Source organism: Bacillus sp. KNSH39, from assembly GCF_052656585.1.
Genome location: NZ_JBQXYO010000001.1, coordinates 496408 through 514793, shown reverse-complemented (window position 1 = coordinate 514793; position 18386 = coordinate 496408). Strand labels below are relative to the sequence as shown.

Below are 18386 nucleotides of genomic sequence, written 5' to 3'. Positions count from 1 at the left end.
CTGCCCCCTTTATTTAAGAAATTGTCATACAAGAGCCTGGACCACCTGCGAATGCTAAACCACAGCTTCCTTGTTCACTATATAAATCTGCAACTTGTTCTCTGTGAGATGTCGGGATAACAAAACGATCTTTATATTTTGCGATAGCAAGAAGACGATACATATCTTCTACATCCTGTTTCGTTAAGCCAAGTTCTTTTAATACAGCTTCATTTGGTTCTTTATTAATTTGCATTGCTCTCATATGCGTTCGCATAACAGCCATTTTTTTCAATGTAAGACGAATATGTGATTCATCTCCTGCAGTGAGTAAATTCGCTAAATATTGAATTGGAATACGCATATTATCAATAGCAGGGAAAATCTCTTCTGCTTGCCAGTTACTACCTTTTCCCTCCACCATATTCATAATTGGGCTAAGCGGCGGGATATACCAAACCATTGGCATTGTACGATACTCTGGGTGAAGAGGTAGAGCAATTTTCCAATCGATAATCATTTTATAGATTGGTGACTGTTGTGCCGCTTTAATCCATTCTTCAGGAATGCCTTGTTTTTTCGCTTCAGCTGCCACTTCTGGATCATTTGGATCTAGGAAAACAGTAAGCTGAGATTCATATAAATCTTTTTCGTCTTCAACAGACGCTGCTTCTTTTACTTTATCAGCGTCATATAGCATTACCCCAATATATCTGATACGTCCTACACATGTTTCTGAACAAATTGTTGGCATACCAGCCTCAATACGTGGGAAACACATTGTACATTTTTCAGCTTTATTCGTTTGCCAGTTAAAATACACTTTTTTATATGGACAAGATGATACGCAGAATCTCCAAGCACGACATGCATTTTGATCCACAAGTACAATCCCGTCTTCTTCACGTTTATACATTGCACCAGATGGACAAGATGATACGCACGATGGATTCATACAATGTTCGCATATGCGTGGTAAATACATCATAAAGACGTTTTCAAAATCTGTTTTAATTTCTTCTTCCATTTTCTTTACGTTCGGATCTTGTAATCCTGTTATATGTCCGCCTGCTAAATCGTCCTCCCAGTTTGGACCCCATTCAATTTTGTCGATAAATTCGCCTGTAATTGCTGATTTCGGACGAGCAACTGGTTGATGTTTACGCTGTGGGCTATTTGTTAATGTTTCATAATCATAATTCCAAGGTTCAAAGTAATCATCAATTGTTGGTTGATCTGGATTGTGGAAAATGTTCATAAGACGTTTCATTTTCGAACCAGATTTCAGCTGAATTTCACCATTTTTCAATTCCCAGCCGCCTTTATATTTATCCTGATCTTCCCATTGTTTCGGGTAACCAATTCCAGGTTTTGTTTCTACGTTATTGAAGTACATATATTCAGCACCTGGACGATTTGTCCAGGTGTTTTTGCACGTTACGCTACAAGTATGGCAGCCGATGCATTTATCTAGGTTCATTACCATTCCGACTTGTGCTTTAATCTTCAAGCCAATCTACCTCCTTCAGTTTGCGAATTACAACGTTTAAATCGCGCTGGTTCCCAGTCGGACCATAATAGTTAAATCCATAACTTAATTGACCGTATCCACCAATCATATGTGTCGGTTTTACGTGAATTCGAGTTGGACTATTATGTGTTCCCCCGCGGTTACTTGTTAATTTCGTACCAGGTACGTTAATGTGACGATCTTGTGCATGGTGCATAAATGCCATTCCTCTCGGTATACGATGCGTTACAACAGCACGCGCTACAACAACACCGTTACGATTAAAGCACTCAATCCAATCATTATCTGCAACACCCGCTTCAGCAGCGTCCTCTTTATTCATCCAAACAGTTGGACCACCTCTAAATAGCGTTAACATCGGTAATGAATCGAAGTACATACTATGAATCGACCACTTATTATGCGGTGTTAAATAGTTTAGTGTAATCTCTTTCCCTTCTACTTCGGGCCGTGATTTACGGAACGGTTTATGTTGCAGAATTGGTTTAAATGTTGCCATCGTTTCACCAAATTCTTTCATCATGTCATGGTCTAAGTAGAAAGATTGTCGACCAGTTATCGTTCTCCAAGGGATAAGACGTTCCACATTTGTTGTAAATGGTGAGTAACGGCGTCCACCTTTTTCAGAACCTGTAAAGGCTGGAGAAGTAATTACTGTTTTTGGCTGTGCTGTAATTTGTTCAAATGTGAAGCATTCTTCTTCACGTTCTTCTGCTAAATCACGTAGTTTTAAATCCGTTTGTTTTTCAAGTGCTTCCCATGCTTTTACAGCCATATGACCATTTGTTGTAGAAGAAAGTGTTAATACTGCCTCAGCAGCATTTATTGCTTCTTTAATGTCTGGGCAACCTTTCGCAATAGTATCCGTTCGAACAACTCCTAATTTGCTCTTTAATTGCTCATACTCTTTTTCTGCTGACCAAGAGATCCCTTTCGTACCAATCGGTTGTTTTCCGGCATTTGGTCCAAGTGCTGTCATTTTGTCATAAATCGTTTTATAATCCCTTTCAACAACATGAATTTGTGGCATCGTTTTACCCGGGATTGGTTCACATTCACCTTTACTCCAATCTTTAATCTTGCCAAGTGGTTGCGCTAATTCTTGCGGTGTATCATGAAGAAGTGGTGTTGCAACAACTTCTTTCATTGGTTCAAGATCTATTTTCTTTGCTAAATCTGACACAGCTTTAGAAAGTGAAGTGAAAATATTCCAGTCAGAGCGTGCTTCCCACGGTGAACCGATTGCTGGATTAAAAGGATGCACAAATGGATGCATATCTGTACTACTTAAATCATGTTTTTCGTACCAAGTTGAAGCTGGTAATACGATATCAGAATACAGTGCTGTTCCAGCCATACGGAAATCTAAATTAATGAGTAAATCAAGCTTCCCTTCTGGCGCTTCTTCATGCCACTTAATTTCTTCTGGTCGTAATGAATCACTGTCGTCATTCATTAACCCGTTTGTTGTACCTAATAAATGTTTTAAGAAATATTCATGTCCTTTACCGGAACTTGAAATTAAGTTCGCACGCCATACGAATAAGTTGCGCGGGAAGTTGTTTTTGTTATCTGGATCTTCAATCGCAAATTTCAGTTCTTTTTCTTTTAATTTTTGTGCAACATATTTTCCGATTTCTTCTTGCGTTGTTGCACCAGCAGCAACAGCCTCCTTATATAATTCAATTCCATTTCTCTCAAATGTCGGATAAGAAGGTAACCAGCCAAGTCGTGCAGCTAATACGTTGTAATCACCATGATGTTGATAACGAGAGTTTCCTTCCACTGGTGATGCTAAATGTCCAACAGGTGTATCTTCATAACGCCATTGATCTGTTACGAAATAGAAGAAGGATGTACCATTTTGTAATTTCGGTGGCCCTTGCCAATCTTTTGCCATCGCGATTGTTTGCCACCCTTCCGCTGGTCGTAATTTTTCTTGACCAACGTAATGCGCCCAACCACCGCCGTTTACTCCTTGTGCTCCGACGAGAAGTACAAGATTTAAAACTGCGCGATAAATCGTATCTGAGTTAAACCAATGGTTAATACCAGCTCCGACAATAATCATTGAGCGACCGTTCGTATCCACAGCATTTTGTGCGAACTCACGAGCGATTTGAATGATTAGCTCTCGTTTCACTCCTGTTATTTTCTCTTGCCATGCAGGTGTAAATGGTACATCATCATTGAAGTCTTTCTGTTCTTGTCCGCCGAGCCCTCGGTTCACACCGTAATTTGCTAACGTTAAGTCGTATACAGTTGTAACGAACACTTCGCCTTCTTCTGTCATAACCTTTTTCACTGGAATTGTACATTCTAATACTTTGTTTCCATCATCAGAGAAGTACGGAATTTGTACAGTTCCAATCGATTCTTCCATTCCAAGTAAAGAAAGACGTGGATCAATCTTTTCACCTGTTTCTTCATCTTCTAAACGCAAGTTCCATTTCTTTTCGTTATCCCAACGTGAGCCCATTGTGCCATGAGGTGTTGCAAAATCATTCGTGTTCTCGTTCCAAAGAACAGGTTTCCATTCTCCTAACTTCGTTTCGCGTCCAATATCAGCAGCGTTTAAGAAACGATCAGCAACGAATTGATCTCCTTTTTGTTTCAATGTGACAAAGAAAGGAAAATCAGTATATTGCTTCGCATACTTTGTGAAATATTCCACTTGATTATCTACGTAAAACTCTTGTAAAATCACATGCCCCATTGCCATCGCAAGTGCACCATCTGTACCTTGTTTCACACTAATCCAATCATCCGCAAACTTTGTAGATTCAGCGAAGTCAGGACTGACAGAAACGACTTTCGTTCCTTTATATCGAACCTCTGCTAAAAAGTGAGCATCTGGTGTTCTCGTCATCGGTACATTTGAACCCCATGTCATAATGTAACCAGAGTTATACCAGTCACTACTTTCTGGTACATCTGTTTGATCACCCCAAATTTGCGGAGAAGCTGGTGGTAAATCTGCGTACCAATCATAGAAACTAAGCATTGGTCCACCCATAAGTTGCATAAAGCGACTACCAGCTGCATGACTTAACATCGACATAGCTGGAATTGGTGAAAAGCCAACATTTCGATCTGGCCCGTATTTAATTACTGTATAAAGTAGAGAAGCTGAAACGAGTTGTAATACTTCATCCCAATTCGCACGAATAAATCCACCTTTACCACGCGCCTGCTTATACTTACATGCTTTTTCAGGGTTTTCCACAATACTTTTCCAAGCATCTAGTGGTGACTCGTTATTTTTTAGTTCCTCTTGCCACATACTCCATAGAACACCACGTACATACGGATATTTCACACGAAGTGGACTATAGATATACCAAGAAAAACTTGCTCCACGTGGACATCCTCGTGGTTCAAAATCTGGCATATCAGGACCTGTCGTTGGATAATTAAGCTCCTGCCCTTCCCAAGTTACAATTCCATCTTTCACATATATATTCCAACTGCATGAACCAGTACAGTTCACACCGTGTGTAGAGCGGATTACTTTATCATGTTGCCATCTCTTTCTGTACACATTTTCCCATTCGCGATCTTCATATGTTTCTTGTGTATGATTATCGTTATATCGATCTATTGGTGAAAAATATTTTAAACGTCTCATTAGTGCTGAAGGTTTTTTCTTCATACTGTTCACTCCTTTAATACGTCTCTCTTACATACCCTTACTATAAGAGAAGTTGTAAAATGCAGATGTGACATTTCGCACAGTTCAAGAGATTGTCAAAAATTCAGTAGAAAATAAGTTTGTGAGAAAACCTTTTGTTCCGTTGTAAAGGTTATGGTTAATCGTAATTATTAGGAGAATAGTATTTTGAGGTATCGACTATTTTGCAAAAGAAAAAGAGTTTTGATATTATTTCAAAACTGCCATAAGGAAAAGAGTATAAATTGTATGTAAAAATATTTTTCCCAATGTTATTATTTTATATCGAGTCTTATTTTACATAAAACTACAAATCATTATTTACTGTATTGCCCTTAGTTACGGAAACAATTATACTAGATGTAATTGAAATAAATAATCTGAATATTCTCAGAATTTAAGTTAGACCTTTACTATCTACATATAGAATTAGAAATATGTCCACTAAATTGATTAGAAAACGATAATAACATTAGGAGGATTACGATGCCCCAGCTTGATTCATTACATCCCACTGTAGAAAAAATAATCAATAATATTGAAAAAATAATGGTCGGAAAACGAAAAGAAACAATCTTAGCTTTGACAGCTCTCTTAGCTGAAGGTCATGTGCTATTAGAAGATGTTCCTGGTGTCGGGAAAACAATGCTAGTACGTGCTCTTTCTAAATCCATTGATGCTGATTATAAGCGAATTCAATTTACACCTGATTTATTGCCGTCAGATGTAACAGGAGTTTCTATTTATAATCCGAAAGAGCTCCAATTTGAGTTCAAGCCTGGACCAATTATGGGGAATTTTGTACTTGCTGATGAAATTAATCGTACATCTCCAAAGACACAATCTGCTTTACTTGAATGTATGGAAGAAGGCAATATTACAATAGATGGCATTACAAGACCTTTACCAAAACCGTTCTTTGTCATGGCTACACAAAATCCGGTCGAATATGAAGGAACATATTCTCTACCAGAAGCTCAGCTCGATCGTTTCTTATTGAAACTAAAAATGGGATATCCTACACCAGAGGAAGAATTTGAAATTTTAAACCGGATGGAAAAAACAAATCCACTCTCTCAATTACAAACCATTACTACAATACAAGAATTACTTTATTTACAACAAAGCGTACGGGTAGTAAGTATGGACAAAGCAATTAAGCATTACATTGTAAAGCTTGTTAATCAGACTCGTACGTACAGTTCTATACAGTTAGGTGCAAGTCCACGTGGCTCGATTGCTTTAATGAAAGCTTCACAAGCTTATGCATTTATCCATGGCAGGAATTATGTTATTCCAGACGATGTTAAATTTTTAGCTCCTTACGTTTTAGCACATAGACTCATTCTAAAAATGGAAGCAAAATTTGAAGGAATAACTGGCGAACAAGTTATCGCAAAAATCGTTGCACGAACTACCGTGCCTACTCAAAGGACGATGAACCCTTGATGAAACGAATGCTGCGAGCGCTATATCACGTTATGAAGTTATTGCTACTCCCTTTATGCCTAGTCTTAACATTTATGTACGCTATGTTTCAAGGCGGGTTTGTCAGTTGGTTTTTGTTTTACAGCATAATTCCCATTGCTCTTTATTCGCTACTACTCCCCTTCTACGCTTTACGGGACGCTGAAGTAAAACGAATAACAAACCAAAATGGATATGTAGTAGGAGAACAATTTGTAAGCACGATTACAATAAAAAGAAAACTTCCTTTCCCCTTACTTTATTTAGTTATAGAAGATGAACTGCCACCACAATTTATAAGTTGTAAACAAACAAAGATGAATAAGGTAGTACTCTTCCCAGGATTGAAACGAAATATTTCGTTTCAATATGTTATTGACACAATCCCTAGAGGCGAGCACACTTTTTCAAGCGTTCGTGTCAAAACTGGCGATTTATTCGGTATGATAGAGAAAGAAGTAACTTTTTCAGTTCCAGATACATTTTTAGTCTATCCCCAGTATGTAGATATAGCATATCGACAATTGGAAAATCATTTCGAACAAGGAGCGCTTTCAGCAAATATAAATTCAGCAAAAGACTCTACAATCTCTGTCGGTGTCAGAGACTATAAACCTGGTGATCGCTTTTCATGGATTGATTGGAAAGCAACTGCACGAACAAACAATATTATGACAAAAGAGTTTGAACAGCAGCGCAGCCATAATGTCATGATATTCATAGACAGAACTGAGTCTCCTCTATTCGAATCAGTCGTCACATTTACTGCCTCTATCGTAAGGGCTGTCTTGAAACAAAATTCACCAGCATCATTCGTGTCTATCGGAAAAGAACAAACTATCTTCCCTTTAGACAATGGAGATACGCAGTTACAACAAATCCTTTGTCATTTAGCAAAAGTGCAAGCAGACAGTGTATTCCCGCTCTCCCAGAGTGTAGACATGGAACTAAGAAAAATTTATGAGCCCGTCACGGTTATACTCGTGACCAGTAATCTTTCTCCCGATATTCAAAAGGCGGCTGATTGTGCTGCTATAAAAAATAGAAAATGTATGGTTTTTGTCGTGAAAGAAAAAGCGAATCAACTTTCACACCGAGAAATCAGTATAATAGAAACTCTAAAAAAACGACAAATATTTGTAAACACGGTTTATGAAAACCGGTATACAAACGTGTTTTTTGAGGTGAGCAAATGATAACATTACAAACAAAATACAAGTGGGATACGAACAGATTCTTTATGCATGCATGTGTATTTCTTCTTTTACTAGAATGGCTAAGACCTCTTATAGGCATTACAAATGTAGGTAGATTAGATATTTTCGTAACATTTATAGGAATTTGCTTCGCTCTCTCTTTTTTTCAGACGAGGTGGCAGATTCCAATAAAAATTGTCACAGTCCTATTTATCATTCATTCCCTATATTATAAAAATGCTTTTATAAATCCATCTTGGCTAACAACATTCTTTTCTGATATGTCTCGAAATTCCTCCCTATTTTTCCAAGGGAATTTACTAGATATTTCTCCAGTTTTTCCGACGGTTTTATTTTTTCTCTCATTTTGGTTTTTGAGTTCTTTCACTTCATTTTGGATTATTCATAAAAAACGTGGGTTTCTATTTCTTGTATTGACTATTATTTATATCGCAACTTTTCATAACTTACATTTATACAATGCAAACTACGCTATTATTCGAACTGTTGTCATCGGATTTTTTATGCTTAGTCTTCTTCAAGTAGAACGAATAAAAGAGCGTGAACACTTACAAAATTATGCTAGGGAAATCTCAAAATTACTTAGACCACTTACAATATTTATTGTATTATTAGTAACCATCGCATACTTTGCTCCAAAATTTGGCCCTCAATGGCCAAACCCAATGGATTTTTTAAAATTCAACACATCTGAAGCAAGTAAAGAACAAAAAGTTTCTACAATTGGGTATGGTTTAGATGACTCGCGATTAGGTGGTCCTTTTAAGGCGGATCCTACAATTGTTTTCACAGCACGAACGCAAAACAAACACTATTGGAGAGTAGAAACAAAAGATTTCTATACAGGAAAAGGCTGGGGAATTTCTGAAAATCCGAAAAAGATTTCTTTTAAAAATAAAAACGACGTCGTAAGCTGGTACGAACAAAATACAAAAACGGAAACGACTGAGGCAACAATTACCATGCAAAAAAGTTACCCTCACCTTACCTATCCAGCAGGATTAGTATCAGTTGAGGCTTCTTCTGATGTATCATACAGTGTTGACCCGTTTTCAGAAAAAATTTATACAATGAATGAAGACTCTTCTACTACTTTACATTCGTATAAAGTAACATATGAGATCCCTGAGTTTTCCATAGAAAACTTGAAAGCTGTAAAAACAAATGAAGGTCAAGAAACAAACCCTTATTTTATGACAAAGTACACACAACTTCCCGAGTCATTACCACAGCGCGTAAAAGACTTGGCTGTCAATCTTACAAATGATAAAGACAACCGATATGATAAAGTATTAGCTATTGAAAATTACTTCACAGACAACTCTTTTACATACGAATCAACGAATGTCTTATTCCCTGCCAAAAGCCAAGATTATGTAGATCAATTCCTTTTCGATACAAAAAGCGGCTACTGTAATAATTTTTCGACGTCTATGATTGTACTACTTCGTTCTGCCGGGATTCCTGCTCGCTGGGTAAAAGGCTATACAGAAGGAACTCTTGACAATACACTTGCCTCTGCAGAAGGTGCGGATGTTTATACAATCACGAACGATAACGCACACTCTTGGGTCGAAGTATATTTCCCAGGATACGGATGGATTCCATTCGAACCAACAAAAGGATTTACCAATCCCTATAATTTTATAAATAATACGCCTGCTCCTATTTCACAAAATAGCGAAGCAAATAATTCTAATAACGAGCAAATACAACAACGAAATAATGAAGCAAAACTTAAAAGTTTAATAGAAAATACAGAAGAAGCTTCTACTAAAAAGGTCACAAATTCTAAAACTAGTTTTTCTTGGTGGTACGTATTCCTCTCTACGATACTAATTAGTATTATAGGATACATTCTCTTCACCACTAGAATGAACTGGATGACATTTCTTATTATTCATTTCTATAAATACCGAAAAAATGATGCTGTTTATCAAAAAGCTTACGGTGCACTTTTAAAACAATTTGCGAGAATTGGCATACCACGGAGTGAAAGTCAAACATTCCGAGAATACGCTCTCCATATCGATACACTTTACAACTCGGCCGATATGCAACAACTTACTGCCAGTTATGAGAACGCTATGTATAAACAGGAGCAGGCTGCAGAAGAATGGAAGAAATCTGTACACTTATGGGAAGTGCTTATGAAAAAAGCAGCTTCTCTACCTAAATCAGATGGCTTTGATACAGTTATTTAATCTTGAAAATGTGAGTTTAAAGAAAACGTCTCAAAGAACTACATTGTTCTTTGAGACGTTTTTTAATAAAGTGAAACTCCTAATTATTCTCCAAGCACCTTCTCAATCTCAACCTCTAAATCTACCGGCTTCGTCTGCGGAGCAAAACGCCCTACTACTTTCCCGTCTTTTCCGATTAAAAACTTTGTAAAATTCCATTTCACTGCTTTCATACCAAGTAAACCTGGTGCTTGTTCTGTCATGTATGTATATAGAGGGTGAGCCTTATCACCTTTCACATCAACCTTTGCAAACATCGGGAAGTTTACACCGTAGTTTAATTCACAAAAACTAGTAATGTCCGCTTCTGTACCTGGTTCTTGTCCCCCGAATTGGTTACAAGGAAATCCGAGTATTTCGAGTCCTTGGTCTTTATATTTATCATATACCTCTTGTAATCCTTTATATTGTGGTGTGAAACCACATTTGCTAGCTACATTGACAATAAGAAGTGCTTTTCCTTTGTAATCTTTTAACGATTTTTCTTCACCTGTAATTGTTTTAGCTGAAAAATCATAAACTGTCATTGTCTTTGCCCCTCTCTTCACTATCATTCTATGTTTATACTATACTACATTCGTGAATATACAGCTCTTATTACGTACTTATAAGTTGTAATGATAGCGCTTTATTTCTGTTCGAAAATTCGACACAAACTACTAGACTTTTATGATGGAAAGTTTTACAATTGAATTGTGAACAAAATGTGACAGTTTATATTCCATTATAAAAGAAAAGGATGGTGTTCATTATGAAAACTGCACAACATGAAACGATTTCAAATCGCGAGTTTTATTTCGTACTATATATGATGTTATTGTATGTTACTGGCTGGGTAATCGATGTAAATGGTTTATTCTTAAGCTCCTACTTTAATTTAGCAGGAGAGATTATGCTTCCATTAGTAGGCGGGATTGTTGGACTGTTCATTATGTCTGTTAATAAACAACAAACGAAATAATAATATTACAAAAAGGCAGAAGACGAGCTTCGTTTTCTGCCTTTTTTCTATTTTAGCGTATAATAAAAACATGCAGTATATAAGGAGTGGTAACTATGAAAAAAGTAGAGCAATTATCTTCTCACCTATATCTTATTGATGATTTCGATTTACAGCATAATGAACGAACAGGTACGTACGTTTTATTAGGTGACGATATTACTTTAATTGAAACTTGTGCAGCCCCTTCTCTTCCGTATATTTTAGACGGCTTACAACAATTACATATTGATTTAAACGATGTTAAAAACATTATCGTTACACATGTGCATTTAGATCACGCTGGCGCAGCTGGTTTAATGATGGAAAAGTGCCCAAATGCTACGTTATATGTGCATTCTCGTGGTGCTCGTCATATGATTGATCCAACAAAACTTATTTTAGGTGCAAAAGCTGTCTACAAAGAAGATTTCGATAAACTCTTTGACCCAATTCTTCCAATTGAAGAAGAACGTGTTCATATTGTACAACATGGTGATATGTTAAAAATTGCAAAAGACCGCACCCTTACATTTTATGATACACCAGGACATGCGAAGCACCATATTAGCATTCACGATTCATTAACAAACGGGATTTTTACTGGTGATACAATTGGAATTTATTATAGAGAACTCGCAGACGTTGATGTAGAGTTATATCTACCATCAACGTCCCCTTCACAATTCCAACCAGATGCGATGATTGCTTCTAAAAATCACATTCAAAGCATGAATGTAGATACTATTTATTTCGGTCATTACGGCGCATCCTCTCATGTTACAGAAGTATACAATCAATTGGAACATTGGCTACCTATTTTCGTTCAGACTGGTAAGGAAGTCTTTGACAAGTATAATGATTTCGATGAAGCGACTAAAGCTTTACAAACTTTGTTAATGGATAAAATCTCTTCTCATCTTACAAAGTTAAACGTTCCATCAGATCATTCCGTTTATAATATTTTACATTTAGATATAGAAATTAGCGCAATGGGCATTATTGATTATTTCACGAAGCAAGAAAAAGCAAACTCCACTATTAACTAACAGTAAAAGAAGAGATATACAACAGTAGTTATTGTATATCTCTTCTTTTTTTGAATATATTTTGAGTAAAGGATGGTGGAATATAATGCAAAAATTGATGCTATACCTCTGCTTCACATTATTTATCGTCTTATTATTATTTGTAGGAGTAAAAATTCAATTTTATTTAGATACAGATGCACAAGTGAACTTTAACGTTTATCCAAGATTATTCTACTTTACACTCTTCCCTCTTATAGTTGGCATTTTATTACGATTCCTTCAATCTATTAATCGCGAAACGAGTAAACAAAACTGGAGCTTTCAACCGGATAAATTTATTGCTATTACAGTGCCTACACTATTCATTTCCTTTTCCCCAGCACTACTCTTTTCACCACTTGCCGAATACCTACCTTATTTAGTTAATATTATTCTAATAAATACAACTTTTGTTACGATTATTAGTTTAATAGCTGGTTATTCCCTTTTAGATTGTTTTATACAAAAGGACAATGCAACGATGAAAAAATATAATTGAATGCTCTATTTAATCGTGCAAGTCAAGGATTGTACTGCCTTGGCTTGTTTTTAGAATACTTATATTCCTGTATAATACAGTTATCGAATAAATTTCGGAGGAATGATACAATGTTTTTTCAATTTTTTCTACTAGCAGTCATTATGTCTTTTATTAGTGGTAGACTCATTGGTACAAAACTAAATCTTTTCAAACAAGCAAGTGCAGCCACTGTAGGTGTTTCACTTACGTCTGCTCTGTATTGGTTTTTATATTTACGTTATCAAGATGAATCGGTTGTCGGTGTTGATAGATATTTTTGGCTAGGAAGCTCATTAATTGTATCGATGCTTTGTTACCTAGTTTTTGAATTATTTGATCCTATTAGACGTGGCGAAATGGATGACGTAGTAACGGAAAGCCGAAATCCTATTTCAAAATTCTTCGCTAAGATTGGTAGACAAAAAAGATATATGCGCGTCTCTTCTATTGCAATAAAACACGGAATGGGAAAATATTTAGCTTTAAAGCGCTCACCAGAAGCAGATCGTAAGCTCGCCACTTCACTTCGAAATACACTAGAAGAATGCGGTGGTGTATTTATTAAATTCGGACAAGTTTTATCAACTCGCTCTGATTTATTACCACCTGTTTTTATTCACGAGTTATCAAACCTTCAGGAAAATGTAACACGTTTATCACAAAAACAAGTTGAAGAAATATTGAAAAAGGAACTACATACACCAAAAGATGAAATCTTCAGCTCCTTTGAAATGGAACCGTTAGCTGCCGCCTCTATTGGCCAAGTACATAAAGCAAAGTTGAAAGAAAACGACCAGGATGTCGTCGTTAAACTACTACGTCCTAATATTTCTGAGACAATTAAACGTGACTTAGATATTTTAATTCACTTTTCTTTATGGATTTCCAACAAATCAACTTGGGCTAAAAATATCGGCTTTCTTGATTTAGCACATGGCTTCTCTATCGCAATGAAAGAAGAAATTGATTTCAAAATTGAGGCTCGTAACTTCGAACAAGTGTCTGATTCACTAAAAAATAGTGAAACGAAAGTAAAAATACCGAAAGTATATAAAAAATACAGTAATTCAAAAATACTTGTGCTTGAATTTTTAGATGGAGTAAGTGTTAAAAGTGGGTCAGCATTATTAAATGAATTACAAATTGATACGAAAAAAGTACAACGGCAACTCTTTGATTGTATTTTAGAGCAAATTTTCTTTAAAGGTATTTTCCATGCAGACCCTCATCCAGGTAATGTGTATATTCTTCGTGATGGCACTCCTGCATTACTTGATTTCGGTTCTGTCGGAAGATTAGGAACCCTACAACAAGATGCATTCAAGCGGCTACTTATTGGCTTTGAGCGCAAAAATTCATATGTCTTGCTTGATGGACTGCTTCAATTAGTTGAAAAGAAACCAAATGTTGATAAAGAAGGATTAGAACAATCTATCAGCCAATTATTAATCCAAAGTACGTACGGCTCTACAAACGGTTCTGAAGAATTTATTCAAGGGTTGTTTCAAATAATCGCTGAGTTTGAATTAGCGTTTTATCCAATGGTTGCAGGGGCTTTCCGCTCTCTAATTACGCTAGAAGGAACGATGCTGCAACTAAATCCCGAATTCAATTTAATGGACGAAGCGAAACGCTTTGCGAAAGATCATGCAGCTAGTTTCATGCCAGTTAACAATTATTCTAGTTTAAAAGAAGCTGCAACAAACGAATTACTCGCTATGTTACCTGCCATGCGACGCATTCCTAGAAAACTAGATGATTTAAGTTCAAAACTAGAAAACGGAGAACTATCCGTTAAGGTTGGCTTTTTCTCTGACGAAACAAATGCATCGTTTATTACTACATTTATCTCACAATTCCTCATTGCGTTTATTGGAACTGCATTTGGTGGGATTTCGGTAGGCGTATTGCATTTAGCAAACAGTGCGACAGAGCCAAATGATCAATTTTTAAGTGTCGTTGGTTACGGTGGTTTATTTATAAGTGCGATATTACTTGTAAGAGTCGCTATTCATGCGGTAAGAAAATTTAAGTAATAATAAAATGAGTATACAATCACGTAGATTGTATACTCATTTTTTATTGTTTACATAATCAATATGTAATAGTTAAACGAAAGAAAGCTTTGAGCTTTTCTACTTATCGCACCTTTTCATCTACATACTCCATAAACTGCTCCGCTTTAATAAATCTTTCTTTGTACGCCTCAGGTACTTCTTCTATTTTTATTGCACCAGTTGATTTTGTCTTCACTCGTACTATTTCATGTGTCATTAAAGCTTCCATATAGCGATCAAACTCTTCTTGCGTTAATACTTCTTTACTAGATTTATGACCATTTAATTTATCAAAGTATGGTTGAAGGCCCATACTTACCTTTTTCATTTCTTCTCTTTTTGCTGGTGATAATCCATCATAATCTATATTACCATTCGAATCTCCGTACGCAAGCTTTGCATTTGTTAATTTTTTTAGTTCTTTTGTAAACTCCTCATATTCCTTCGTGTCCATTTCATCTTTCGCTTCTGATAACTTTGCATTAAAACGCATATACGCTTCTAACGTCATCGCTCCGGCGTGTTTTTTTAAATTCTCAAAAGATCCGTATATACCATCCGCCATAATAGATTGATATGTAAAACCGGTCGTAGGGATTAAAAATGCTGCTGCAAGCACTCCGGCGATAAGACGTTTCTTCACCTTATTTCCCCCGCGATTCATTTTGATTTGAACAATTACTTTTTCTTTTAACTCCGGCGGGGCAACAATCCCCTTCGCTTCTTCTCGTATAGATTCTCTAACTCTACAATCTAAACTCATTTCACATTCCCTACCTCTCCTAAAAAGATTTCTTCTACTTGCTCTTTTTGACGTAGTTTCTTTAATGCCGCATGAATTCTAGACTTCACTGTACCAATTGGAATATGTAATATTTGTGCTACTTCTTCTTGTGAATATTCGTGTAAGTATCTTAAGATAATAACTTGTTTCAATTTATACGGTAATTTATGAATGAGTTCGATTAGTTTTTGGTTTGATATTTTACTTACAACATCGTTAGAAAAATCAATTTGCACTGCCTTTCTTTGCTCTTCTGCTTTTTTTATAATTCGTAGTCGCATCCACCTCTTTCTTCTATAAGAATGAATTTGTTTAATCGCAAGCCCAATTAGCCAAGGGCGAAATGGCTTCTCGCTATCATATTTACGAAGCGATTCATATAGCTGTATGTATACTTCTTGAACGACATCATCTACATCCGTTTTATCTTCAATTAAAAAATGTGCTGTTTTATATACTTCTTGAATCGTTACATCATACAATTCGCTATACGCTTCTTTATTTCCTGATAAAGTTAATCGAATTAAATGTGCGTAATCTATTTCAGCCTTCATATTCCAGCCCTCCTTTGTCTTACACTATATATTGGCAAGTAATTCATATTTCGTTCGATTTTTCCGAAAAAATTTTTTATATAAATTAATATTATGATCCGATGAGTTCATAAGCTTCACTTATAACCACGCATAACTATTATATAATTTTCCAATTTCTGATAAAGATTTAAAATGATTTATATAGTCAAATTTAGGAGGATATATGATGAAAGCTATCGTTGTAACGTCGTTCGGTGGTCCTGAAGTGATGAAATATACAGATTTGGATATACCGGCTATTTCAGAAGATCAAGTTTTAATTCGCGTTGTTGCTACTAGTGTAAATTTCGCTGATATTAAATCACGTTATGGCAAAAAAGGAGATAAAGCACTACCTTTTATTCCAGGAATAGATGCAACTGGTATTGTAGAACGCGTCGGTTCTCATGTGAAAAATATTCAACCTGGACAGCGTGTCATTGCTTTTCCTCAAAATGGATCTTACGCAGAGTACGTTGTTTCAAATGAAAATCTCACTTTCGTTTTACCCCATGAAGTCGACTTTCAAACTGCAGCTGCTTGTCCGATCGTATCTTTCACAAGCTATAATTTACTCGTGAATGTTGCAAGGCTTCAACAAAATGAATCCGTGCTGATTCATGCAGCTGCTGGCGGAATTGGTACTACCGCGATTCAACTTGCAAAACGATTAGGGGCTGGAACAGTTATCGGTACTGTCGGAAGTGAAACGAAAAAAGAAATCGTTTTAGATGCTGGAGCTGATTATGTAATTTGTCATCAAACTGAAGATTTTGTAGAGAAAGTCAATGAGCTGACAAACGGAGAAGGAGTGAATATTATTTTGGACTCTATTTCTGGAACTGTTTCTGAAAGAAGTTTAAACTGCCTTGCTTATTACGGTCGCCTCGTTCATTTCGGTAATGCTAGCGGTGAAATTGGTAACTTTCAAACGAAAGATTTACATGCAAGTTGCCGCTCTATACTCGGTTTTAGCTTTGGAACCACACGAAAAAAGCGTCCTGAACTGCTCCAAGAAACTGCAAATGAAGTTTTCCGTTATTTGCGTGACGGACGTTTACAAATTAAGGCTACGAAATCTTTTCCACTTCAAGATGCAGGGAAAGCACATGAATGGGTCGAAAGTAGAAAAAGTACAGGGAAAGTAATACTAACTGTTCAGTCCTCTTCCTGAAATGAATACTGGAAACAGAGGTGGCATTCATGGGATCACGAATTATGCATGTTATTATCGCTAACGGTATTGCTGAGAAACTATCTATTCACGATAAGACTTCTTTCTTACTTGGAGCTGTAGCCCCTGATGCTGTTCATTCAAAAAAAGAAAAAGGAACCTCACATTTTTATGCCGGTACAACGAAGAACTATACGAGAAGAATAGATTATGATTCATTTTTTCATAAATATGAATCACATATAGATTCCCCATTTGTTTTAGGCTATTATACCCATCTCATTGCCGATGATAATTGGCTAAGTGGATTTTTTCTACCTTGGCTAAAAAATAGAATAGAGAATGACGAAACTATCGCACCCCTGTACTATAACGATTTTAAATTGTTAAATGCAAAGTTGCTTCATCATTACGATCAAGAACAACAGCTTTTCTCTCTTCTCAATCAAGAGGCTCACATTGTGGATATTGAAGAGGTTTCTAAAGAAAACGTTTTAGCTTTTCGAAAGTATCTTTTTGAAGATATGTTGTATCCAAAGCAACATTTGCATGAAGACTTACAAGTATTTACGTTTGACCAAATCGTTGGCTATATTGAGACAGCGATTGAAAAAGGAGTATTTTTTATTAAACAACTCTCTAATGAAAAATCCACTTCAAAAATTTAATCCCCCTCAAATATATTTGAGGGGGATTTTCACATAGCAATATTATTATTGGTTCTTCTCCATAACCGCAAAATAATTCCCTTCGCTATCAGCAAAGTTAAACACTTTACCAGAAGGCATAGTTACCATTTCTCCAACAGTAATATTTTTATTTGTTAAATCTGTATATAATTGATCAAGATTTTCTGAGAAGAACATTAAGGACGGTGTACCAAGATTCAATTCTGGGCTCATTTTAGAAATAACTTCTTTATTATGTAATATAATGCTCGTTTCTGCACCGTTAGTCGGAGCAATTTCAATCCATCTCATTCCTTGCTTGTTATCTTCCTCTGCTACTACATGAAACCCTACCTTTTCCGTCCAAAAATTTACTGCCTCATCTTGATTATTTACATATAACATAATTTGTCCTACTTTATGGATCATTACATTTCCCCCTAATGGTTTTT

Annotated in this window: 15 protein-coding genes; 9 read left to right on the top strand and 6 right to left on the bottom strand. The window is 36.1% G+C overall.

Annotated features, from left to right (window positions below; all coding sequences use genetic code 11):
• Positions 1 to 13: 13 nt before the first annotated feature.
• Together narH and ACUL40_RS02620 are read right to left on the bottom strand one after the other, a co-directional pair.
• A complete protein-coding gene (gene narH, locus ACUL40_RS02625) occupies positions 14 to 1489 on the bottom strand; it encodes a nitrate reductase subunit beta (protein WP_065382201.1) in 1476 nt (491 codons plus the stop codon).
• Positions 1479 to 5162: a nitrate reductase subunit alpha gene (locus ACUL40_RS02620; RefSeq protein ID WP_065382200.1), complete on the bottom strand. Its 3684-nt coding sequence runs from the start codon at positions 5160 to 5162 to the stop codon at positions 1479 to 1481. Before ACUL40_RS02620 ends, narH begins: the two co-directional genes overlap by 11 nt.
• A 504-nt stretch (positions 5163 to 5666) precedes the next feature.
• Here ACUL40_RS02620 and ACUL40_RS02615 point away from each other — a divergent pair.
• The 3 genes from ACUL40_RS02615 to ACUL40_RS02605 are packed head-to-tail and all read left to right on the top strand — an operon-like array spanning position 5667 to position 10068.
• Complete coding sequence (locus ACUL40_RS02615) at positions 5667 to 6629, top strand: AAA family ATPase (protein ID WP_001135810.1); 963 nt, start codon at positions 5667 to 5669, stop codon at positions 6627 to 6629.
• Positions 6629 to 7843, top strand: a complete 1215-nt coding sequence (locus ACUL40_RS02610) for a DUF58 domain-containing protein (RefSeq protein ID WP_000827536.1) — start codon at positions 6629 to 6631, stop codon at positions 7841 to 7843. The genes ACUL40_RS02615 and ACUL40_RS02610 overlap by 1 nt, the downstream gene beginning before the upstream one ends.
• A complete protein-coding gene (locus ACUL40_RS02605; protein ID WP_065211622.1) occupies positions 7840 to 10068 on the top strand; it encodes a transglutaminase TgpA family protein in 2229 nt (742 codons plus the stop codon). The genes ACUL40_RS02610 and ACUL40_RS02605 overlap by 4 nt, the downstream gene beginning before the upstream one ends.
• Before the next feature lie 83 nt (positions 10069 to 10151).
• On the opposite strand, the gene bsaA is transcribed toward ACUL40_RS02605, so the two are convergent.
• A complete protein-coding gene (gene bsaA, locus ACUL40_RS02600) occupies positions 10152 to 10634 on the bottom strand; it encodes a glutathione peroxidase (RefSeq protein WP_000219440.1) in 483 nt (160 codons plus the stop codon).
• 224 nt (positions 10635 to 10858) lie between these two features.
• Between bsaA and ACUL40_RS02595 the strand changes: the two genes are divergently transcribed.
• From ACUL40_RS02595 to ACUL40_RS02580, 4 genes are all read left to right on the top strand, one after another.
• Positions 10859 to 11068, top strand: a complete 210-nt coding sequence (locus ACUL40_RS02595) for a DUF3925 domain-containing protein (protein ID WP_000844985.1) — start codon at positions 10859 to 10861, stop codon at positions 11066 to 11068.
• Positions 11069 to 11163: 95 nt separating this feature from the next.
• Positions 11164 to 12135, top strand: coding sequence for an MBL fold metallo-hydrolase (locus ACUL40_RS02590; RefSeq protein ID WP_000754964.1), 972 nt, complete (start codon positions 11164 to 11166; stop codon positions 12133 to 12135).
• An 85-nt stretch (positions 12136 to 12220) separates the two neighbouring features.
• Positions 12221 to 12655, top strand: a complete 435-nt coding sequence (locus ACUL40_RS02585) for a hypothetical protein (RefSeq protein ID WP_001170914.1) — start codon at positions 12221 to 12223, stop codon at positions 12653 to 12655.
• A 110-nt stretch (positions 12656 to 12765) separates the two neighbouring features.
• Complete coding sequence (locus ACUL40_RS02580) at positions 12766 to 14712, top strand: ABC1 kinase family protein (RefSeq protein WP_000466006.1); 1947 nt, start codon at positions 12766 to 12768, stop codon at positions 14710 to 14712.
• Between the two features lie 103 nt (positions 14713 to 14815).
• Here ACUL40_RS02580 and ACUL40_RS02575 read toward each other — a convergent pair whose 3' ends face one another.
• Positions 14816 to 15496 (bottom strand): DUF3600 domain-containing protein, encoded by a 681-nt coding sequence (locus tag ACUL40_RS02575; protein ID WP_000050701.1) that lies wholly within the window; start codon positions 15494 to 15496, stop codon positions 14816 to 14818.
• Positions 15493 to 16071 (bottom strand): sigma-70 family RNA polymerase sigma factor, encoded by a 579-nt coding sequence (locus ACUL40_RS02570; RefSeq protein ID WP_445422968.1) that lies wholly within the window; start codon positions 16069 to 16071, stop codon positions 15493 to 15495. The genes ACUL40_RS02575 and ACUL40_RS02570 overlap by 4 nt, the downstream gene beginning before the upstream one ends.
• A 208-nt stretch (positions 16072 to 16279) precedes the next feature.
• Between ACUL40_RS02570 and ACUL40_RS02565 the strand changes: the two genes are divergently transcribed.
• Positions 16280 to 17266 (top strand): quinone oxidoreductase family protein, encoded by a 987-nt coding sequence (locus ACUL40_RS02565; protein ID WP_000644629.1) that lies wholly within the window; start codon positions 16280 to 16282, stop codon positions 17264 to 17266.
• A gap of 29 nt (positions 17267 to 17295) precedes the next feature.
• Positions 17296 to 17934, top strand: coding sequence for a hydrolase (locus ACUL40_RS02560; protein WP_065211624.1), 639 nt, complete (start codon positions 17296 to 17298; stop codon positions 17932 to 17934).
• 45 nt (positions 17935 to 17979) lie between these two features.
• Here ACUL40_RS02560 and ACUL40_RS02555 read toward each other — a convergent pair whose 3' ends face one another.
• A complete protein-coding gene (locus tag ACUL40_RS02555) occupies positions 17980 to 18363 on the bottom strand; it encodes a VOC family protein (protein ID WP_072770259.1) in 384 nt (127 codons plus the stop codon).
• Positions 18364 to 18386: the final 23 nt, after the last annotated feature.